This is a genomic window from Roseobacter sp. TSBP12 (assembly GCF_009129705.1).
GTDB lineage: Bacteria > Pseudomonadota > Alphaproteobacteria > Rhodobacterales > Rhodobacteraceae > Celeribacter > Celeribacter baekdonensis_A.
The window spans coordinates 130,224-151,054 of sequence record NZ_PYIB01000004.1 but is presented as its reverse complement, the minus strand read 5'-3'; the positions used below and the strand labels follow the sequence as shown (position 1 = coordinate 151,054).

Below are 20,831 nucleotides of genomic sequence, written 5' to 3'. Positions count from 1 at the left end.
GGGAGGCCGGATCAAGGGCTGGGGTGTGCTCTGTGGTCATCTGAACCGAGAGTAGAAAACCTGTCTTGCAAAGGAAAGCGGTTCCCGACAAGTTCGCGCCATGAAAAACAGACCCTGAAAAACAGACCGCGAAAACATAAACAATGAAAAAACTCAGCTGCGCCCCCACCGACCCCGGTTTTGTCCAAAACCCCTATCCGTTTTACGATCACCTGCGTGAGGCGGGTCGCATGGTGTGGTGGGAGGACTTGGGCCTTCCGGTGATTGCGGGCTATGATGGCGTGTCGATGGCGCTGCGTGACGCGCGGTTTGGCCGCGAGGCGCCAAGCGGGTTTGAGCCCGACATCCCGGTGCATCTGCGCCCGTTTTATGACATCGAAGACCATTCGATGTTGGAGCTTGAGGGCGACCGGCACAAGCGGTTGCGCGGGCTGGTGCTGCGGGCGTTTACGTCCCGGCGGATCAAGGGCTTGGTGCCCGATCTGGAAGAGATCACCAATGATTTGATTGACCACTTCCCGCAAGATGCGGATTTTGACCTGTTGCCCGCCTTTTGCAAAATGGTGCCGGTGCGGATTATTTGTCGGCTTTTGGGCGTGCCCGAAGCGATGAGCGAACAGCTTTTGGGGTGGTCCAACGCCATGGTCGCGGTCTACACGCCGGGGCGCACGATTGAGATCGAGAGGGCGGCGGCAACCGCCGCCACGGAGTTTGCCGCCTTTATGCGCGGCTATGTTGACGAGCGCCGGTCCTCCCCCGCCGATGATCTGATCACCAGCCTGATTGCCGCTGAGGAAGAGGGCGAAAAGCTATCGACCGATGAGTTGATCACCACCTGTATCCTGTTGCTGAACGCTGGCCATGAGGCAACGGTGCACAGTCTTGGCATCGCGGTGAAGACCCTGCTTGAACATCACACCCCGCGTGAGATGATCATGGACGGGCGCATTGACGGGGTGATCGAAGAGGTGATCCGCTTTGATCCGCCGCTGCATCTGTTCCAACGCTGGGTCTACGAGGACACCACGTTTTTGGGCCAAGCGTTGAAACGCGGCGACAAGATCGGGCTTTTGCTCGGCGCGGCGGGGCGTGATGATGACGCGTGGGACGATCCTAATGTGTTTGATCCGACCCGTCCGGTGAAACAAAACATGGCCTTTGGCGCCGGTATTCATTTTTGCGTCGGCGCCCCCTTGGCGCGGCTTGAATTGCGGGTGGCCCTGCCGATCCTGTTTGCCCGCTGCCCCAACCTGCGCCTGCTTGAGGTGCCGCGCTATGCCCAGACCTGGCATTTTCATGGGCTGGAACGGCTCATGGTACGAACCTGATGGCGCGTTTGACATCTTTCCTTTGATCCCAACCCAAGGTATCCCTGCCCCATGGCAACCGTACTCGATAAAATCAAAGCCTATAAACTCGAAGAGGTGGCTGCGGCAAAGACCGCCGTGCCGCTCTCGGAGTTGGAGGCGACAGCCAAGACCCAAAGCCCCGTGCGCGGCTTTGGCTTGGCGCTGCAACAGGCCGCCACAACCGGCTATGGGTTGATCGCGGAGGTCAAAAAGGCCTCCCCCTCCAAGGGCTTGATCCGGCCGGATTTCGATCCGCCCAGCATCGCGCGCGCCTATGAGGCGGGTGGCGCAACCTGCCTGTCGGTGCTGACCGACACGCCGTCCTTCCAAGGCGCACCGGAGTTTTTGGTGCAAGCCCGCGCGGCGGTGTCCCTACCCGTCTTGCGCAAGGATTTCATGTATGACCCGTATCAGATCACCGAGGCCCGCGCTTGGGGGGCAGATGCGATCCTGATCATCATGGCCTCGGTGTCCGACGCGCAAGCGGTTGAGTTGGAAGATGCCGCTTTTGCATGGGGCATGGATGTGTTGGTCGAGGTGCATGACGCCGAGGAATTGGAACGGGCACAGGTGTTGAAATCGCCGCTTCTGGGCATCAACAACCGCAATCTTAAGACCTTTGAAACCACATTGGACACCACCCGCATGCTCTCCAAACTCGCGCCGCCCGAGCGCACACTAGTCTGCGAAAGTGGGTTGTTCACCCCCGAAGATTTGGCCGACATGGCAGGATATGGCGCGCGCTGTTTCCTCATTGGCGAAAGCCTGATGCGGCAAGACGATGTCGAGGCCGCCACCCGCGCGCTTTTGGCCAACCCAGCCCCAGCCACGCTGTAACGGAGGCGCGCTTATGGCCGAACTCACCCATTTTGACGACTCTGGCAACGCCATATGGTCGATGTTTCCGGCAAAGCGGTCACGGATCGTTTGGCCGTGGCGGAGTCTTCGGTCACGATGACGCCTGAGACGTTGGCCTTGGTCGTGCAAGGCACGGCGAAAAAGGGCGATGTGTTGGGTGTCGCACGGCTTGCGGGCATCATGGCGGCGAAAAAGACCGCTGATCTGATCCCTTTGTGCCATCCTTTGCCGATCACCAAAGTGACCTTGGATTTGACCCCTGACGAGACCCTACCCGGCGTGCGCATCCGCGCCACGGTGAAAACATCGGGGCAAACCGGCGTGGAAATGGAGGCGCTCACCGCCGCCTCGATTGCCGCCTTGACCATCTACGACATGCTCAAAGCCGCCGAAAAAGGCATGGAAATCGGGCCAACTCGATTGCTGCGCAAAGAGGGTGGAAAATCCGGGGTGTATGAGGCGGGTCAATGATTTCTGTCGCGGAAGCACTCGACAAAATCTTTGCCCTGTGCAGCCCACTTGAGCTGGAAACCGTGCCGCTGCGCCACGCCCATGGCCGCGTCTTGGCCGAGGATGCCGTGGCCAAACGCGACCAGCCGCCCTTTGCCTCTTCGGCGATGGATGGCTACGGGGTGTTGGACCTTGATGTGCCCGTGGGGGCGCAGTTCACCGTTGTCGGTGAATCCGCCGCAGGTCACGGGTTTGACGGCACGTTGTCCAAAGGCTGCGCCATACGCATTTTCACTGGCGCGCCGGTGCCTGAGGGCGTCACCCGCGTGATCATCCAAGAGGACGTGACGCGCGAGGGCGATGTCATCACCGTCACCGAGACCTTGTCAGAGAACACCAACATCCGCCCCCTTGGCGGCGATTTTCGCGTCGGTGACCGGGTCACGGCCCCGCGCCGCCTGAGCGCGCAAGATGTGGCGCTTTTGGCCGCGATGAACATTCCCGAGGTCCGCGTCAGCCGCCGCCCCGTCGTGGCCCTGATCGCCACGGGCGACGAATTGGTCATGCCGGGCGAAACGCCTGGGCCGTCGCAAATCATCGCCTCGAATTCTTTCGGCTTGGCCGCGATGATCGAAGAGGCCGGCGGGATCGCGCGGATGTTGCCCATCGCGCCCGACAATGAGACCGCGTTGCGCGCAACGTTTGAGTTGGCCCAAGGCGCGGATGCGATCGTCAGCATCGGCGGAGCTCGGTGGGCGATCATGATTTGGTTGGCAAGGTCGCCGCTGACATGGGCTTGGATCGGGCGTTTTACAAAGTGGCGATGCGGCCCGGCAAACCTTTGATGGCGGGGCGGTTGAACGGGGCTTTGATGATCGGCCTGCCGGGCAATCCGGTGTCCTCTTTGGTCACGGCCAAGCTGTTTTTGATCCCCGCACTCTGCGCAATGCAAGGCCTGCCCGCCGCCCCTGCCCCGCACCATAAAGCCCCGCTTTTACAGGATATTTCCTCAAACGGTCCGCGGGCTCATTATATGCGGGCGCGGCTTGAAACCGGCGGCATTCGCCCCTTTGAGCGCCAAGACAGCTCGCTGATGTCGATCCTGTCCTCGGCCAATGTGCTTTTGGTCCGCCCGCCGCTTGATCCGGCGCGCATATGCGGAGAAATCGTCACCTATATTGCGCTCTGAATTTTACTCAGGCGCCTTTTGATAAAATTTTCCAAATCGACCGTACGTTTTAACGCCGAATTAACCAAGCTCCCATCTTCTCTCCGCAACAGGCCCAAAGCCGCGCGGTCCAAAAGGAGAGGAACGTTGACACATTTCGGGAACGACGGTAGAACATTATTAGAACATGGTGCAAAACCCGTCTGGGGACTCGCGGACAATGGCGGACCTGTCGCCTTTGGACAAAAGGGCCAGATTGGGCGTAATGACCAATTAACGATGCGGATTTCGGGCGTGATCCCGTCCGTGCCGGTGCATTGGGTCAAAACGCTTTCGGGGGATGCCGTGACCCACGGCCCGATCCAATCGGGACCAAACGATCCCGAACCGGGGAAGAGGACCGAGCAGATGCTGACACGCAAACAACTCCAGCTGTTGGAATTTATCAACACGCGGATGCACAAGGACGGCGTACCACCCTCCTTTGATGAAATGAAAGAAGCGCTGGATCTGCGCTCGAAATCGGGCATTCACCGCTTGATCACCGCTTTGGAAGAGCGTGGATTTATTCGCCGCCTCGCCCACCGCGCCCGCGCTATCGAGATTGTGAAACTGCCCGAATCCATGGGGGGGCCATCGACCGCGCCGACCTCCGCCGGATTTTCACCGCGCGTGATCGACGGCGACCACCCCAACAGCCCGCCGCCGAGCCATGCTTTGGATGTGGAGGTGGTCTCTGCGATCAACCTGCCGATCATGGGCAAAATTGCCGCGGGCGTGCCGATTGAAGCGGTCTCTGACGGGACGATGAACGTGGCTGTGCCGGGGTCAATGCTTTCCGGCCACGGCAATCACTATGCACTTGAAGTCAAAGGCGAATCCATGATCGAGGCCGGGATTAACCACGGCGATATTGTGGTCATCCGCGAGACCTCAAGTGCCAACAATGGCGACATCGTTGTGGCAATGGTCGAAGGCTATGAAACCACGCTCAAACGCTACAAACGCCAAGGCGATATGGTGGCTTTGGAGGCGGCGAACCCGGCCTTTGAAACCCGCGTATTGCCCGCCCATCAGGTCGAGGTACAGGGCAAACTTGTGGGCCTGATCCGCAGCTATTGATCGCGCATTGCTAAAACCGCCATCAAAGTCCCCTTTGGTGGCGGTTTTTTATGATTTCGTTTCCGTCATGTTTTTCGTTTCCGTCGGTTTATTGCCTGTTCGCCAAACGCACCGTATCGGGGGCAAACCGTGCTCCCAAAACCATGGGCGGTAATGCATCGCGCACCTCTCGCGCCTCGCCCCCGCGCGGCCCACGCAAGGCGGGCGTGTTCCAAAGGCGCACACCGGAGGTGGCATAGGCCGTGCGCATCTCCACCGTCTCGCCCCGAGGCGAGAGCGCCAAAGCGCCGCTTTGACGTAGGAAACCAACATCCACCAAAAGACAGCCCTCCGGCACTGCCTCCTGCCAAATCTGGTTGATCACCACGAAATCATGGTCGACACAGGCCCTGCGGGTGGCCTCCTGCCAGCCTCGTCCGCTGACATGGGCGATGCTCAGACCGGGCAGGTCCAAAACCGGCATATCGCGGGCGGCGGCCGTGATTTGATCGGCAAAATCGCCGTCATTCTCCAACCAGACAGAGGCGACAAAGCCCGCGCCTTTGGCTTTGTTCAGCACCCGCCCCTCGGCCCCGATCCGACCGATCAAACTGCCATCATCCGAGATCAAAAGCGCCGGGCGATCCGCCATGAACCAAAGCACAAACCCGGCCAACACCGGCAAGATGCCCAAAAGCTGTCCGCGCCCACGCCAAAGGATAACAAAAATGCCGCCGATCGCGATGAGCGGCAAGGTCTCGGGCGGCGGGGCGGCAAGGTGACTGACCGCGCCGTCCCAGCCCGAGACCATATGGGCCACCGCCAAAATCCACCGGATGCCACCGCCCATGACGGCAAGAGCAAGGCCTTGAAGCCCGAAGGGCGTCAGCAGGAGTGCTAAAATGGCGGCGGGCATGATCACAGCACCCATCATCGGCACGGAAATGACATTGGCCAACAGGCCGAAATCCGCGATGCGATTGAAATGCGCGGCAGCAACCGGAGCGGTGGCGATCCCCGCCACGGCAGAGGACAGAACGACCGTGGCAATCCCGCGCAGCCAAGTGGGCCAGCCCGACATCAACCGCAATCGGCGTACGATAGTGAAAACGGCGACAAGGGCGGTGGTGGCGGCAAAAGACATTTGAAAGCCGGGTTCGGGCAGGACTTCGGGACGCAACACGAGGATCAAAAGAGCGGCAATGGCGACGGCACGTAAGGAAATGGCTTGGCGGTCCAACAGCACGGCGACAAGCATGACTGAGACCATGACAAAAGCGCGTTCCGTGGCGACGTTGAAACCGGAGAGCGCGAGGTAAAACAGCCCTGCGGCCAATGCGCCGGAGGCGGCGATTTTCTTGAGCGGCCAAGTAAGTGCTGCGCCGGGAAACATGGCGAGGCAGAGGCGCAGGGCAAAGAACACGGACCCGGTCAAAAGCCCCATATGCAGACCTGAAATCGCCAAGAGATGCGACAGGTTGGCCCCGCGCAGGGCCTCGGCCGTGTCCAAGGTGATGCCGGATCGGTCGCCGGTGAGGATGGCGGCGGCGAAGGCACCGGGTTGGCCGGGGATTTGGGATTGGAGCGCCGAGGACAGGGTTTGGCGCAGACGATGGACCCAAAGCGTGAGCGAGCGATCGGTGTCAGCGATGCGCAGGGCGGGCACGCGGGTGTAACCGACCGCGCCCAGCTTGTCGAACCAGGCCATGCGTTGAAACTCGAACGCGCCGGGTTCAGCGGGGCCGGAGGGCGGCGACAAATGGGCGGTCAGTGCAAGGCGCATACCGGGTTCGGGGGCGACAAAGCTTTGGTCGCCATACAGCGAAATACGGACCTTATAGAGCGTGCGGTCCGGGGAAAAGTTCCGCAACGTGACCCGATCCAAAGTCAGGCGCAGGGCGTCGGAGGCGGAGCGGTCGATATGGATCACCCGCCCCTCGACCGGGCCGTAATAGCGGAAGGTCAGCACCGGCTCAGAGACCATATGGCTGCGCAACCCTGCCGCGAAAAAACCCATTGAAACCGTCAGCATCGCGATCAACAGAGGGGCTACGCGCGGCGGGGTTTTGATCAGGGCCAAAAGGCCCAGGATGACCCCGGCGAGGATCACGCCCAGCAGGGTGACCGAGGGTTCCAGAGATTGGGCGAAAAACACGCCAATGCCGATGCCGAAACACACGGGCAGCCAAAGGAAAAGCCGCCCGCGTTGCGCGTCGACGATATCGAGAGGCACCTGTGCAATGAGCGTGAAGAGGCGCACCCTTGTTTCCCTATCCCCGTTCCCTTATTCCGTGCTCAACACCTGTCTGCCATCATGGCGCAATCTTGGTTACCAAAGGGTTAATTCTCGCATGTCCGCCACCTCTTCCGCATCCGCCAAAACCTCTCCTGTTGTCACCCGTATCGCCCCCTCGCCCACCGGCGATATGCATATCGGCACCGCCCGCACAGCCCTGTTCAACTGGCTGTTTGCGCGCGGCCATGGTGGCACGTTTTTGATGCGGATCGAGGACACGGATCGGGCGCGGTCTACCCCCGAGGCAACGCAGGGCATTTTGGACGGGATGGCGTGGCTGGGCCTGGACTATGACGGCGAGGCGGTAAGCCAATTCGAACGCGCCGGGCGCCACGCCGAGGTCGCGCATCAGATGTTGGCGGCAGGCACCGCCTATAAATGTTTCGCCACCCAAGAGGAGATCGAAGCCTTTCGCGAGGCAGCGCGGGCCGAGGGGACATCCACGCTCTACCGCAGCCCGTGGCGTGACGCCGACCCAAGCACCTACCCCGATGCGCCCTATGTGATCCGCATGAAAGCCCCGCGCGAGGGTGTCACCGTGGTGCAAGACGCTGTGCAAGGCGAGGTGACGTTCAAGAACGAATTGCTTGATGACATGATCGTGTTACGTTCGGATGGCACACCCACCTATATGTTGGCCGTGGTCGTCGATGATCACGACATGGGGGTGACCCATGTGATCCGTGGAGATGACCACCTGAGCAACGCTGCACGCCAGATGACGATCTATACTGCGATGGGCTGGCCCCTCCCGGTTTATGCCCATATCCCTTTGATTTTTGGGCCTGATGGCAAGAAAATGTCGAAGCGCCACGGCGCGACCGGGGTCAAGGAATATCAGGCCATGGGTTACCCCGCCGCCGGGATGCGCAACTATTTGGCGCGGCTGGGGTGGAGCCATGGCGATGATGAGTTTTTCACCGATGCGCAGGCGCAAGAATGGTTTGAACTGGATGGAATCAATAAGGCTCCGGCACGGTTTGACACCAAAAAACTTGAAAACATCTGTGGTCAGCATCTTGCGGTGATGGAAGATGCCGAAATCTTGGGCGAAATCATCGGCTATCTTGCCGCCGCCGGTGAGACAAAATTGACGGATGCACAGCAAACGCGGCTTTTGGCGTCTCTGCCGTTTCTCAAAGGCTCGGCCAAGACATATCCGCAACTCATTGAAAAAGCACGATTTGCCTTGGTGGATCGACCTGTTTCGATGGATGAAAAGGCGCAAAAACTGGTGGGTTCAGTATCCAACGGTATACTGGAAGAATTGACGCCGCACCTGCAAAGTGTTAGCTGGGAGCGCGACGCGTTGGAGGAGGCTGTCGGCCGCGTTATGGAGGCGCAAGAGATCGGGTTTGGCAAGGTGGCCGCGCCTTTGAGATCCGCCCTCGCTGGCCGCAGTGCAACCCCAAGCGTGCTTGATATGATGGTGGTTTTGGGCCGCGACGAAAGCCTCGCCCGGATCGCGGATTTTATGGCAAGTGAGCCTGAACAAACGGGCGGGACTGCTTAATTTGGCCGAAAGACCACCTGAGATCAGGGTCACTTCGGCATGTGGTGACCGAAGCGTTTTGGTGACGGTCACATGAGATTTATGCCGAGGCTGGACAGGCTTCGGACGCCCGTAGGGTAAGGCCTCGCAGAATATGCGCCCCCCTCGCCCGCGGGATCGGAACTGGAACCAGATATGAGGTTCCCAAGCCAAGACGGTGCCCGAGAGTTTCTTGGGCGCTCGCCTGATCACCAACGGCCCTTTGGCGTCTGCAGACGCGGATCAAAAGGGCACCGTTGCCAACCGAAGGAACGACCATGGCAGACACTCAAAAGACCGCGACCCTGACGCTTGACGGCAAGACTTTCGATCTTCCGATTTATTCGCCCACCGTGGGGCCTGACGTGATCGACATCCGAAAACTCTACGGCCAGGCCGGTGTTTTCACTTACGATCCGGGCTTTACCTCCACCGCCGCCTGCGACAGTGCCATCACCTTTATCGACGGGGACGAAGGCGTTCTTTTGCACCGGGGCTACACCATCGGTGAACTGGCCGAAAAATCGCATTTCCTCGAAGTGTGCTACCTGTTGCTTTACGGGGCCCTGCCGACCGCGAAAGAAATGGAAGACTTCGAGGCGCTGGTGACCCGTCACACCATGGTGCATGAGCAGATGCATAAATTCTTCACCGGCTTCCGTCGTGACGCGCATCCGATGGCCATTATGGTCGGTGTTGTCGGCGCCATGTCTGCCTTCTACCACGACTCGATCGACATCGCCGATGCGCATCAGCGCGAAGTGGCGACCATCCGTTTGTTGGCAAAAATGCCGACGATCGCGGCGATGGCCTATAAATACACAATCGGTCAGCCGATGGTCTACCCGCGCAACGATTTGGATTACGCGTCCAACTTCTTGCACATGTGTTTCTCGGTCCCTGCCGAAGAATATGTGGTGAACCCGATCCTGGCCCGCGCCATGGACCGGATCTTTACGCTGCATGCCGATCACGAACAAAACGCTTCGACCTCGACCGTGCGTTTGGCCTCCTCTTCGGGTGCCAACCCGTTCGCCTGTATCGCTGCGGGCATCGCCTGTCTTTGGGGTCCGGCGCATGGTGGTGCCAACCAGGCCTGTCTTGAAATGCTGCGCGAAATTGGCACCGTGGACCGTATCCCGGAATACATCGCCCGCGCCAAGGACAAGAACGATCCGTTCCGCCTGATGGGCTTTGGTCACCGCGTTTACAAAAACTTCGATCCCCGCGCGACGGTGATGAAACAGTCCGCCGACGAGGTTTTGGAACTCTTGGGTGTGGACAACAACCCGACGCTTCAGGTCGCAAAAGAGTTGGAAAAACAAGCGCTTGCCGATCCGTATTTCCACGACAAGAAACTGTTCCCGAACGTCGATTTCTACTCCGGCATCATTTTGGAGGCCATGGGTTTCCCGACTGCGATGTTCACCCCGATCTTTGCGCTCTCGCGCACCGTCGGCTGGATTTCGCAGTGGAAAGAGATGATCGAAGATCCGGCGATGAAAATCGGTCGTCCGCGTCAACTTTACACCGGCGCAACCGAACGCCCCTATGTGAATGTCGAAGACCGCTAAGATCCTGTCGATTTTCTGAAAAATGCGAAACCCGCTTCAAAAGAGGCGGGTTTTTCTTTGAGTTTTTTGGCAACTATGGAAACGGATCACGCCGAACCCGCGCGGCGACGCGAGAGCCGCAATCCGTCACGCATGTTGAAGCTCAAAAGCGTGATGGTGGCGGCGCCAGCCAACGGCTCCACCGTCTGGATGCCCCAATAAGGCAGCCCGCCCTGCCCTTGCATCGCGAGAGGCAAGAGGATGAGCGCAGAGGGCACGAGGAAAATGATCCCGTTGAAAGCGATGATCTTCATCCGCTTTTGTTTGGCGCCGATCAGCGGCCCGCGCAGGTTCTGGCCGAGGCGATTGCCGGATAAACCTGTCAGGATCAGCATCGGAATGAGCGCCCAAAGACCCCAGGCGATACCGGTTTTTGCCATGACGATGAGGTATTTATCCCCGATTACAATCGTCGTGACCGTGGCAGCCCAGAAGGTCGCAATGATCAGGAGGGCCGCCGCCCCGAAGGCAGCATGGAATTTGGGCAGCATGGTGAGTCTCCACATTAATAGCTTGCTATATATATTTGCATAGCAAGCTATATTGTGAAAAACAAGCCTCATGACACAGACTAAATTTTCCCGCGCGCACTCCGAAGGCTATCAGGTGAACCACATGGCCCGGCTCTTCATCCGTGCCATTCAGGACCGGATCAAACCACTGGGCCTGTCCACCGGCACCTTCCCCGTGATGCTGGCGCTTTGGGAGAAAGAGGGCCAAACGCAGCGCGAGCTGGTGCGGGAGCTGGGCGTCGAACAGGCGACCATGGCCAACACGCTGTCGCGGATGGAGCGGGACGGTTTGGTGATCCGGCGCGCGCATGAGGCGGATGCACGGGTGCAGACCGTCTGGCTGACGGAACGCGCGCGGGGGCTCAGAGACCCTGCGATCGAGGAGGCGACTGAGGTCAATGATCTGGCGACCCAAGGCATGAGCGATCAGGAGCGCGCCGATTTCACCGCGCTGATGGCAAAGGTCGTCGCAAACCTGTCTGAGACTTAACGACCTTCATATTTGGGTTTGCGCTTTTCCAAAAAGGCGATGACACCCTCTTTGAAATCGCGGGTTTGGCCGCAGTGGTTTTGCAACTTCGCCTCAAGGGTCAATTGCTGGGCCAGAGTGTTGTCATAGGAGGCATGCATGGCCTCTTTGAGGTGGCGATAGGACACGGTCGGGCCCTTGGCCAGATACCCGGCCCGCGCGCGCCAATGAGCGTCGAAATCGGCGTCAGGCACGGCCTCGTAAATCATACCCCATTGCATCGCCTGAGCCGCCGAAATTTCATCGGCAAACAGCGATGCCCCCATGGCACGCGCCAGCCCGACCAAACGCGGTAAAACATAGGTGCCACCCGCATCCGGGATCAGGCCGATGCGCGAAAAGGCCTGAACGAAGACGGCGGATTGGCTGGCGATCACCACGTCACAGGCCAGCGCCAAAGAGGCCCCTGCCCCTGCCGCAGCGCCATTGACAGCGGCGATGGTGGGCACCGGACTGTCATGAATGGCGTGGAGCATCGGCTCATATTCATCGCGCAGCGTACGTTCCAGATCGGCGGTGGCGGCATTCACCCCATCGCCCAGATCCTGACCGGAACAAAACGCACGGCCCTCGCCGGTCAACACAACCACCCGCGCCGATTTGGCGGCGTCGCGCACCGCATGGGTGATTTCCGCGCGCATCTGGGTGTTGAGCGCATTCATCACCTCGGGGCGATTGAGGGTGACGACGGCAATGTCGTCCGCCTGCTCAAAGCGAATTGTGTCGTACTGCATGGACGTCTCTCTCCCTGATTGGTTGCCCCAAAGATAGGCATCGCGGCGCCAAAAGGAAGAGAGACGCTCCGTCATCGTGCAAGTTTCATGACTGACGTCTCATCAAAGACCAAACAGCGCAGAACTTCGGTCAGGCACATCGGGGTTGGCCTGCCGTCTGCGCATCACGGCGCGGATCACCGCCAAGGCGGTTTCATCGGGGCGCGCCTCAAGGCGGATGTAGCGCGAGCCATCGCGGTTGCGTTCCAAAAGCCCGTCCTCAATCAAAGAACGGCGGATTTGGGCGGCATCGCGAAAGGAGGTCATGGTGTCGAACAGATCGGAAATCTCGCGCTCAGAGAACACGTGGCGCGGCGGCACCTGAGCCCAGAGCGCCCAAAGCCCGTGTTGACGAACCTTGCGTTTGGTCGACCATGAGGTCAAACGCCCGGTCTCATCAAACCGCGCCAAAGCGCGTGACACGGCCCGTCCTTCGGCAGCCATGATCGGTTCGACGCCGATTTGAGTGGCTTTGAGATGTTGAAAATTGCGATAGCCCCCGGCGCGGGCAATCGCATTCAACAGCGATTGATGCGGCGGGGCCGTGTCGCCCAGATCGGATTTGAGCGCACGCGCAAAGGCGGACACGTCGGGAAGGGTGAGTGAAATCACGTCACGAGTCATCGGTTCTCTCCGTTGATCGCGTCTGTTACATCGTGCGGGAGCTGTCCTTGCCACGCTCAAGACGCGCGGAAACCGGGAGTGTTCAAAGGCTTAAACAGGTTCAGCGTATTTCCATGTGGAAACGACAGCGACTCGGTGAACTGCGGACCGTGGCACGGGTATACAGAACCCCGCCCTGCGATGGCAAGCGGCGGGGTTTGAGTATTTTTAACACGGTAAAGGCGGCGGCTTTAGTCGTTCAAAAGCGCCTGTAGCCGCTTTTCTTCGTCTTCGGTCAGCTCGGATTGTTCGGGTTCCGATTGCCGACGGCGCAGAAAGCCAAAACCGATGCCAAGCGCGATGATCAACATGGCGGGGCCTGCGATCCACAGCAATTTGTTGGCCCCGGTCAGGGTCGGTTTCAACAGCACATATTCGCCGTAACGGTCGACGATATAGGCCACGGTTTCCTCGTTCGTATCCCCCGCGACAAGGCGTTCGCGAACCAAAAGCCTCAGGTCTTTGGCCAGAGTCGCGTTGCTCTCGTCGATGTTTTCATTGCGACACACAAGACAGCGCAGCCCTTGAGAAATCTCACGGGCGCGCGATTCCATCACCTGATCGGGCAGAACCTCGTCGGGTTGCACCGCGTAAAGTGGCGTGGCGAGGAGCAGCGCGAGGGCAAGGATCAGGCGTTTCATTCGGCGGGCACTCCTTTTGGGGCAGAGGCCAGCGACTTTTTGCGCGCGCCTGCCGCGACCCGGTAACGGCGATCCGTGAGGGAGAGAACGCCGCCAAAGGCCATGATCAACGTGCCGCCCCAAATCCAGTTGGCCAGCGGTTTGATATAGGTGCGCACGGCCCAGCCACCGTTGGATTGCACATCCCCGATCACCAGATAGACATCGCGCAAAAAGCCGTTGTCGATCCCGGCCTCGGTGGTCGGCATTTGCGCCACCGGGTAGGAGCGTTTTTCGGGGTGCAACGTGGCGACTTTTTGGGGGCCTTCAAAGACAGACATGGTGGCCATGGTGGTGAGGTAATTCGGCCCCTGTTTGCGTTCGACCGCATCAAGCGTGATGGTGTAGCCCGCGACATCAAAAGTTTCACCAATCTGCACGACACGGATGTCTTCGACAGTCCAGGCCGTCAGCCCGGCGATGCCCGCGATGGTGATGCCGAGGCCGCCATGAGCGAACAAGCGCCCCCAATCGGCGCGCGGCAGACGGAACAGCCGCGACAGATTGCGGTTTTTACCGAGCTTCAGAACGATGTCTTGGATGGCGCCCGCAACGACCCAAGTGCCAAGGCCAAGACCGATGGGCGCAAGGAGGGTCTTTTGCGTTTGCATCGACCAGATCAGCCCCATGACCGCAAGCGTCAGGATCAGCGCCGGGATGAGCCTTTTCAGCGCCGCCCCAAGGCGCGCGCGTTTCCACGGCAGGATCGCGCCGATGGGCAAGACCACGGCCAGCATGGTGAAAAACGGCGTGAAGGCGGCGTTGAAAAACGGCGCGCCGACAGAGAGTTTGCGCGCCCAGAAGGCTTCGGCCACCAAGGGCCAGATTGTGCCGGTGAAGACAACCAGAGCCGCAACGGCAAGCAGGATGTTGTTCACCACCAAAGCGCTTTCGCGCGAGACCATGGAGAACACGCCCTTGGCGCTCATCACATTGGCGCGCAAGGAGAACAGGAGCAACGCACCGCCCATGAAAAAGGCCAAGATCATCAGGATGAAAATGCCGCGTTCGGGATCATTGGCAAAAGCATGAACCGAGGTGATCACGCCCGAGCGCACGAGAAACGTGCCAATAAGCGAGAAGCCGAAGGCCAAAATGGCCAGCAAAATGGTCCAGCTTTTGAGCGCCTCGCGTTTTTCCACAACGATAGCGGAATGCAGCAGCGCGGCAGCAAAAAGCCAAGGCATGAAAGACGCGTTTTCGACCGGATCCCAGAACCAAAAGCCGCCCCAGCCAAGCTCATAATACGCCCACCACGAGCCAAGGCCGATGCCGATGGTGAGGAAAATCCACGCCGCCAAGGTCCAGGGACGCACCCAGCGGCCCCATGCGGCATCCACCCGCCTTCGAGCAAAGCGGCGACGGCGAAGGAGAAGGTCATCGAGAGACCAACATAGCCGAGATAGAGGAACGGCGGGTGAAAGGCGAGGCCCGGGTCTTGCAACAGCGGATTAAGGTCTTCGCCATTCATTGGAGGGAATTCGAGACGAGTGAACGGGTTGGACGTGAACAGGATAAAGGCCAGAAACGCCAAACCAATCGAGCCTTGAACCCCCAAAACCCGCGCCCGCAATGTGTCCGGCAGGTTGCTGCCAAACAGCGCCGCCGCTGCACCGAAAAGGGCCAAAATCAGCACCCAAAGCAACATCGAGCCTTCGTGGTTGCCCCAAACGCCGGAGACTTTGTACAGCATCGGTTTGAGCGTGTGCGAGTTGGCCACCACCACTTTGAGCGAGAAATCCGAGGTGACGAAGGCGTAGGTCAACGCGCCAAAAGAGAAGGCAATCAACACAAGTTGCACCAAAGCCGCCGGTTCGCCCACGGCCATCAGGGCTCGTTTGCCCATTTGCGCGCCCCAGAGCGGCAAAACGGTTTGAGCGATTGCCACGACAAAGGCCATGACGAGGGCAAAATGTCCTAGTTCTACGAGCATGTGCGTCTCCCTTTTGCGACTGTTCTACCCGGTTGTGGGCGACCCGCCAATGGGCTGCGCGCGCATGTCGCAAGCGGATGCAACGAGACCCGCGACCAAAGCACAAGAAAAAGGGGCCAAAGCGGCCCCTTTTCCGTCTCACCCCACCCCCTTGTCGCTAAAGCAACAAAAGGACCCCAAGAGAGACAAACAACGCGCCAAACACCGGCCAAAGAAAGGCGAGGCCGCGCAGACCAAAGGAGCCTTGGATCACCGAAAAGTGAAGCACCGCCCCGGAGATCAGCAGTGAGAGGAACAAAAACAACGCCGCCGCTTCGGCTCCCCATGCCGGATTGTCAGCGATTTGCATCAACCACCACCAGCCGATGGTCAATCCAGACCCCGCCCACGACAGCGACATGCCAAGCGCCAAAGGCGTGGCGCGCACCTGCCAGAGCCATAAAAACGTCACCGAAATCAGCAACGCCATCAAGGCAATGGCCCCGTAGGCGATCAACATTGCCTGTTCATATCCGACGGTCTGCACCGCCAAAAACGCCGCTACGACAACCACGGCGTAAAGAATTGCGACCTGTTTCATTGTTCAAGCATCTCCTTGACGACCGCGTCCAATGCGGCGGCGGCCTCGCGGTTTTGGCGCAACGCCGTGGCAAGGGCTTCGCCCCACCAGAGCCTGCGAAGTTTGGTCCACATCTTGCGAAAGGGATCTGTCATCACGTCATCCCCTCGGCAGCCGTTCGCGGATCATCGTGGTCATTTCCACCAAAATCTGCGTGTTTTTGTTGAGCACATCACGGGTCGCCTGATCCTTTTGCGCATCGCGATAGAGCAGGAAAAACACCATCAACACCCAAGGCCCGTGTTCAGAGACAGCGGCAATCAACGCATCACTCATTCCCGCCCCCTTTCCAGGCCTCAAGGGCGGGATTTTCCGCCTCTGCCCCCGGCACATAGATCGGCTTGGCCTCCCAAGAGGGGTGAGATGCCACAGGCGGAACACCCTGCCCCTGCGCCCCCGCTTCAAGCGCCTTGAGCGCCGCGATATTGGCGGTCACAATCGGGGCTTGCGCCACGGTGGCGGCGACAGAGCGTTGAAATTCTTGCGATTTCACCTGATAGCGCGCGCCAAAGTAAAACGACACGATCGTGCCCAACAGCCACCAAAGCGGCTCCGGGATCAGCGCGACCCCCTGCATCCTTGAGGCAAACCAAAGCGGATCGACCATGGCCGAAACGCACAACCCGATGGTGCCAAAGGCCATCAACGGGCGAGGCACGCGATTGAGCGCATCCATCAACCGATCAAACGCGCCTTTGCGTTCCACCGCAAATTCGGCGGCGAATTGTTGCATCGCAGAACTGCGGTAATTGGCCTCGCGCACCGCGCCCGCCTCTTTGTTTTCGAAAAACACTTCGGCCGTGTCTTTGACCAGATTGCGCCCGTCGCCAAAGATCACCTCGAACAGCCTGCCGATTATCCCCATGACGCCACCCGCGCCGCATGTTCGGCCTCAGTCAAGTGATACCGTGGAGAGACGAATTCCTCGGCACGAGTGATCCAGCCGCCTTTGCCGCCCTTGCGTGTGCGCGCGTATTTGCGCGAGGTCGGGCGGCGATCTGCCAGAGCGTAATAGTAATTGCGCCGGGCGATGCCGTAGGCGTCGGCCAAATGATGCGGGGCCAAAGATTGCGCGATATGGGCGGCCTCGATGGTCTGCGGCCCAATCGCCCCATCCACCGCAATCCTCTGACCCATATCGGTCAAAAGCCGCTGCAAAATCCGCACGGCAGTCCCACCCGCGTTGACATACATGTCAAACACGCTGGCCTGCAAAACCGGGGGCAATTCGTCGATGCGGGGGCGGTGAAAGTAGTGTTCAACAAAAATGTCGCGCGCCTGAACCCGCGTCAGCTTGCGCAGGTCGGATGTCGTCACCCGCCCGTCGCCATCCACATCGACGCCCAGCGTGCGCATCGTGCCGATGGTGACGCCATATTTGGTTGCCCCGCCCGGATCGTCGGGGTCATTGACGTATCCGCCCTCACGGGCAATGATCTCGTCTGCGATCTGTTGTACTGTTTTCATATGCCTCAATCCCACCAATTGATGGGATCAAGGTTGCGCAAAAAGGTTAACGCCCGTGGACCTGAGCGCGCGTGTCAAAATTTACCACATTATTACAATATCTTGTGAAGAATATCCGTTCCCTTATCCGGAATGAAAGAAATCTAGCCGCCCCCTTGGCGCTCATCCTGTTTCACTTCGAATTGCTTCCAAACATGCATTCGCCCTTTTTGGCGGGCATCGGCGAGCCAGAGCTTTTTGCGTATATCTGGGACTTCCATAGACTGATAGAGACCGCCAGAAAACTTGGGCCAATCAATCGCAAGGCCTTGCTTGACCATTTCCGCAGATAAGTCGCGCCCATCCGGCAAATAACACCGCGCAACGGTGCGACCATGGCTATCCACATCAGTCACCTCGGCACGAATAGATTGCCCTTTGCAAAGACGGACCAATGCCCATTTCGCCTTTTTTCCATAGGGGTGGTTCATCTCCGGCGCATCGACACCGAAGAGACGTATTTGGGTTTTCTGGATCACAATCGTGTCGCCATCAACGACATAGGCACTTCCCCGCAGAACAGGTTTTTCCAGTGCCTCTCGTGCGGCCTTTTCGTTGAATGCGTTGGCGGGAGAAACAGGTTTGCTTCGATTAGGTGGAATAGATGGTTTCAACGCTTGACGTGCGGCGCGTCTCACCTCTTTCTTCGCATGACGCATAAATGCAGCGCCCGCTATAAGAGCGATAATAAAAAATAACTCAGCCAAAGCCCAATCCTCCCCAAAATAAAGAGGATTAAAATGCACAGATGCTAGGAATTCAAGAGGCGGGCAGCTTCGCGCCTCGCGGTGTTCAGAAAGACTTAGCTTTCCGGCTCTTTATAGAGACCCTGTTCCTTGAGAGCGTCCACAACCTCTTTCGGCATATAAGACTCATCGTGTTTGGCCAGAATTTCGGTCGCCACAAACACCCCGTCTTGCAGGCTGCCGGTGCCGATCATACCCTGATTTTCGTCAAACAAATCCGGCAAAACACCCTCAAAGCGCACCGGAATCGTCTCATTGGTGTCTGTCACGCTAAAGGTCACATGGGTGCCCTCACCGCGCACCAAACTGCCCTCTTCGACCAACCCGCCGATGCGAAAAATCTCGCCCGCGCGCGGTGGTTCTTCGACCACTTGCGTGGGCGAGCGAAACAGATTGATGCCATCGCGAAAGGCATAGCCAATCAGCGACACGGCCACCACAAGGGCCACGGCGGCAATCGCAATCACTTGAATGCGACGGGTCTTTTTCAGGGTCTTCAAACCGGCCATGGCGTCCTCCTGTGAGACAATGTTACGGATACATCGGTGCGTTCATAAGACCGGCGGTCTCATCGAGCCCAAGCATCAGGTTGGCGTTTTGGATCGCTTGACCAGACGAGCCTTTGGTCAGGTTGTCGATCACCCCCACCACGATGGTCCGGCCTTGGATACGATCCTCCACCACGCCAATATGACAGAAATTTGAGCCGCGCACATGTTTCATCGCCGGCACCTGCCCTAGTGGCAGCACTTTGATAAACGGCTCGTTCATATAGGCATCAGCCAGCGCGTAATGCACCGCACTCGCCTCGCCCTGAACATAGGCAGTGGCCAAGATGCCACGGGTGGCGGGGATCAGATGCGGGGTGAATTGAATGCGTACATCGCGGCCCGCGACCAGGGAGAACTCCTGATCAAATTCGCCCAAATGCCGGTGTTTTCCGCCGACCGAATAGCCAAAGCTGTTGTCTTCAAGCTCGCCGAACAAAAGATGCTCTTTCAGCGCCCGCCCAGCGCCGGAGACCGCCACTTTGAGATCCAAAATGATCTGATCGAGGTCGATCACCCCGGCGCCAATCAAAGGCCGCAGGATGAATTGCCCGGTCGCGGCGTTACAGCCGGTCCCGGCCACAAGCCGCGCGGTCTTGATCTGATCGCGGTAAAATTCGGTCAGGCCGTACACTGCCTCTTTTTGCAACTCGACCGCAGAGTGCGGTTTGCCGTACCATTTCTCATATTCAGCCGGGTCACGCAGCCGGAAATCGGCAGACAGGTCCACCACTTTCGTCGTCGCAGGCAGCTCTTTGATCACCGCTTGGGAGGTCGCATGGGGCAGCGCGCAAAAGGCCAGATCGACATTTGCAAAATCAATATCCTCGATCTTGCACAGCGCCGGAAGGTCCATGTGGCGTAGATGCGGATAGACATCGGCCATCGCCATGCCCGCCTTGCGATCACCAGACAGCGCCACGATCTCCATCGACGGATGGGTGGCGATCAAACGGACAAGCTCGGCCCCTGTATAGCCGGACGCGCCCAGAATGGCGATTTTATGGGTCATCGGTGTCTCTTTCGTGCATCGAGCCTCTGAGAGGCTCGGTTGAACTCTAATCTAGGGAGGAACGCGCCCCGCCGCAATTGCGACAGGACCGCGCGGGGTATCAAACGGGTCACTCTTTGGCGATCACGCCTTTTGAAACGTGACCGGTCGTCGCAAAAACTGCGTCGCCCCGCGGGAGACCTTGGCCGGGTCACCCGTGGTCAGGAACATCGACTCGGTGCCGGTGCCAATCATCTTTGGGTGGCGTTTGAGGTAATCCTCAAGGCTCGCGGCCACCAGATTGGCCTGAGAATAGACTTTCACCTCCGCGCCCAACGCATCTTGGAACACGTCTTGCATGATCGGATAATGGGTACAGCCCAAAATCGCCGCGCCCGGATGCGGCATTTTGCGTTTGAGCGCGTCCACATGCGAGCGCACCAAAGCATCCGCCAGGATCATATCGCCGTCCTCAATCGCATCCACGACACCGCCACAGGCCTGCGCCTCGACATCGACTCCAATGGCACGAAACGCCAATTCGCGTTGAAAGCGCGTGAGGCCACGGTCGCGGGGGTGGCAAACAGCGCCACATGTTTGACCTCGACTTCGCGCGGTGGCGAATTGTCGCCCCATTGCCGTTCGGTCAACGCCTCGATCAGCGGCACAAAGACGCCCAACACGCGCTTGTCCGAAGGAATCCAGCTTTCCTGCATCCGCCGCAACGCCGCAGCCGACGCGGTGTTACAGGCCAGAATCACCAAATCGCAGCCCGCCGCCCAAAGCCGCTCCACCGCCGCCGTGGTCAGATTGTAGAGGTCATCCGCGTCGCGCACGCCATAAGGGGCATGGGCATTGTCGCCGAAATACACAAAAGGCACGTCTGGCAACCGCTTGGACACTGCATCCAAAACCGTCAGACCACCCAACCCGCTGTCAAAAATACCCACTGCCATGTTCAATAC

19 protein-coding genes and 4 pseudogenes are annotated in these 20,831 nt (G+C 59.1%); 8 read left to right on the top strand and 15 right to left on the bottom strand.

Annotated features, from left to right (window positions below):
• Positions 1-143 precede the first annotated feature (143 nt).
• The 5 genes and pseudogenes from C8029_RS01760 (at position 144) to lexA (ending at position 4,947) form a co-directional block, all read left to right on the top strand.
• Complete coding sequence (locus tag C8029_RS01760) at positions 144-1,328, top strand: cytochrome P450 (RefSeq protein ID WP_152002103.1); 1,185 nt, start codon at positions 144-146, stop codon at positions 1,326-1,328.
• 51 nt (positions 1,329-1,379) lie between these two features.
• Positions 1,380-2,186, top strand: a complete 807-nt coding sequence (trpC, locus tag C8029_RS01755; protein ID WP_009571489.1) for an indole-3-glycerol phosphate synthase TrpC — start codon at positions 1,380-1,382, stop codon at positions 2,184-2,186.
• Positions 2,187-2,199: 13 nt separating this feature from the next.
• A pseudogene (gene moaC, locus C8029_RS01750) lies at positions 2,200-2,678 on the top strand (cyclic pyranopterin monophosphate synthase MoaC).
• A pseudogene (locus C8029_RS01745) lies at positions 2,675-3,846 on the top strand (molybdopterin molybdotransferase MoeA). The pseudogenes moaC and C8029_RS01745 overlap by 4 nt, the downstream one beginning before the upstream one ends.
• Before the next feature lie 387 nt (positions 3,847-4,233).
• Positions 4,234-4,947, top strand: a complete 714-nt coding sequence (gene lexA, locus C8029_RS01740) for a transcriptional repressor LexA (protein ID WP_009571492.1) — start codon at positions 4,234-4,236, stop codon at positions 4,945-4,947.
• A gap of 88 nt (positions 4,948-5,035) precedes the next feature.
• On the opposite strand, the gene C8029_RS01735 is transcribed toward lexA, so the two are convergent.
• Entirely contained in the window at positions 5,036-7,186 is a 2,151-nt protein-coding gene (locus C8029_RS01735; protein WP_152002102.1) for a ComEC/Rec2 family competence protein, read from the bottom strand.
• A 91-nt stretch (positions 7,187-7,277) separates the two neighbouring features.
• On the opposite strand from C8029_RS01735, the gene gltX reads away from it, so the two are divergent.
• Both gltX and gltA read left to right on the top strand, forming a co-directional pair.
• Positions 7,278-8,735 (top strand): glutamate--tRNA ligase, encoded by a 1,458-nt coding sequence (gene gltX, locus C8029_RS01730; RefSeq protein WP_152002101.1) that lies wholly within the window; start codon positions 7,278-7,280, stop codon positions 8,733-8,735.
• A 296-nt stretch (positions 8,736-9,031) separates the two neighbouring features.
• Positions 9,032-10,327 (top strand): citrate synthase, encoded by a 1,296-nt coding sequence (gltA, locus tag C8029_RS01725; protein WP_009571495.1) that lies wholly within the window; start codon positions 9,032-9,034, stop codon positions 10,325-10,327.
• An 86-nt stretch (positions 10,328-10,413) separates the two neighbouring features.
• Here gltA and C8029_RS01720 read toward each other — a convergent pair whose 3' ends face one another.
• Positions 10,414-10,857, bottom strand: coding sequence for a hypothetical protein (locus C8029_RS01720; RefSeq protein ID WP_152002100.1), 444 nt, complete (start codon positions 10,855-10,857; stop codon positions 10,414-10,416).
• A 70-nt stretch (positions 10,858-10,927) separates the two neighbouring features.
• Here C8029_RS01720 and C8029_RS01715 point away from each other — a divergent pair, with 70 nt between their 5' ends.
• Complete coding sequence (locus C8029_RS01715; protein ID WP_009571497.1) at positions 10,928-11,368, top strand: MarR family winged helix-turn-helix transcriptional regulator; 441 nt, start codon at positions 10,928-10,930, stop codon at positions 11,366-11,368.
• On the opposite strand, the gene C8029_RS01710 is transcribed toward C8029_RS01715, so the two are convergent.
• The 13 genes and pseudogenes from C8029_RS01710 to C8029_RS01660 all read right to left on the bottom strand — a co-directional run bounded on the left by C8029_RS01710 (position 11,365) and on the right by C8029_RS01660 (position 20,822).
• On the bottom strand, positions 11,365-12,141 hold the full coding sequence (locus tag C8029_RS01710; RefSeq protein WP_009571498.1) for an enoyl-CoA hydratase-related protein: 777 nt from the start codon (positions 12,139-12,141) through the stop codon (positions 11,365-11,367). The two genes, C8029_RS01715 and C8029_RS01710, sit on opposite strands and share 4 nt — an antisense overlap.
• Positions 12,142-12,243: 102 nt before the next feature.
• Positions 12,244-12,804: a DUF2087 domain-containing protein gene (locus C8029_RS01705; protein WP_152002099.1), complete on the bottom strand. Its 561-nt coding sequence runs from the start codon at positions 12,802-12,804 to the stop codon at positions 12,244-12,246.
• A 230-nt stretch (positions 12,805-13,034) separates the two neighbouring features.
• Complete coding sequence (locus C8029_RS01700) at positions 13,035-13,484, bottom strand: cytochrome c-type biogenesis protein (protein ID WP_152002098.1); 450 nt, start codon at positions 13,482-13,484, stop codon at positions 13,035-13,037.
• Positions 13,481-15,456 (bottom strand): annotated as a pseudogene (locus C8029_RS01695) (heme lyase CcmF/NrfE family subunit). Before C8029_RS01695 ends, C8029_RS01700 begins: the two are co-directional and overlap by 4 nt.
• A 157-nt stretch (positions 15,457-15,613) precedes the next feature.
• Positions 15,614-16,036, bottom strand: coding sequence for a hypothetical protein (locus C8029_RS01690; protein WP_009571502.1), 423 nt, complete (start codon positions 16,034-16,036; stop codon positions 15,614-15,616).
• A complete protein-coding gene (locus tag C8029_RS21935) occupies positions 16,033-16,170 on the bottom strand; it encodes a hypothetical protein (RefSeq protein ID WP_157789798.1) in 138 nt (45 codons plus the stop codon). The genes C8029_RS01690 and C8029_RS21935 overlap by 4 nt, the downstream gene beginning before the upstream one ends.
• Before the next feature lie 4 nt (positions 16,171-16,174).
• Positions 16,175-16,351 (bottom strand): hypothetical protein, encoded by a 177-nt coding sequence (locus tag C8029_RS21930; RefSeq protein ID WP_176832808.1) that lies wholly within the window; start codon positions 16,349-16,351, stop codon positions 16,175-16,177.
• Complete coding sequence (locus tag C8029_RS01685) at positions 16,344-16,940, bottom strand: holin family protein (RefSeq protein ID WP_152002097.1); 597 nt, start codon at positions 16,938-16,940, stop codon at positions 16,344-16,346. The genes C8029_RS21930 and C8029_RS01685 overlap by 8 nt, the downstream gene beginning before the upstream one ends.
• The gene (locus C8029_RS01680) at positions 16,931-17,542 is read right to left on the bottom strand and encodes a holin-associated N-acetylmuramidase (RefSeq protein WP_152002096.1); all 612 of its coding nucleotides are present in this window, start codon (positions 17,540-17,542) and stop codon (positions 16,931-16,933) included. The genes C8029_RS01685 and C8029_RS01680 overlap by 10 nt, the downstream gene beginning before the upstream one ends.
• A gap of 143 nt (positions 17,543-17,685) precedes the next feature.
• A complete protein-coding gene (locus C8029_RS01675; RefSeq protein WP_226946208.1) occupies positions 17,686-18,288 on the bottom strand; it encodes a thermonuclease family protein in 603 nt (200 codons plus the stop codon).
• A 95-nt stretch (positions 18,289-18,383) separates the two neighbouring features.
• A complete protein-coding gene (gene ccmE, locus C8029_RS01670) occupies positions 18,384-18,827 on the bottom strand; it encodes a cytochrome c maturation protein CcmE (RefSeq protein WP_009571505.1) in 444 nt (147 codons plus the stop codon).
• 31 nt (positions 18,828-18,858) lie between these two features.
• Positions 18,859-19,887, bottom strand: coding sequence for an N-acetyl-gamma-glutamyl-phosphate reductase (gene argC, locus C8029_RS01665; protein ID WP_009571506.1), 1,029 nt, complete (start codon positions 19,885-19,887; stop codon positions 18,859-18,861).
• 123 nt (positions 19,888-20,010) lie between these two features.
• A pseudogene (locus C8029_RS01660) lies at positions 20,011-20,822 on the bottom strand (glutamate racemase).
• Between the last annotated feature and the right edge of the window lie 9 nt (positions 20,823-20,831).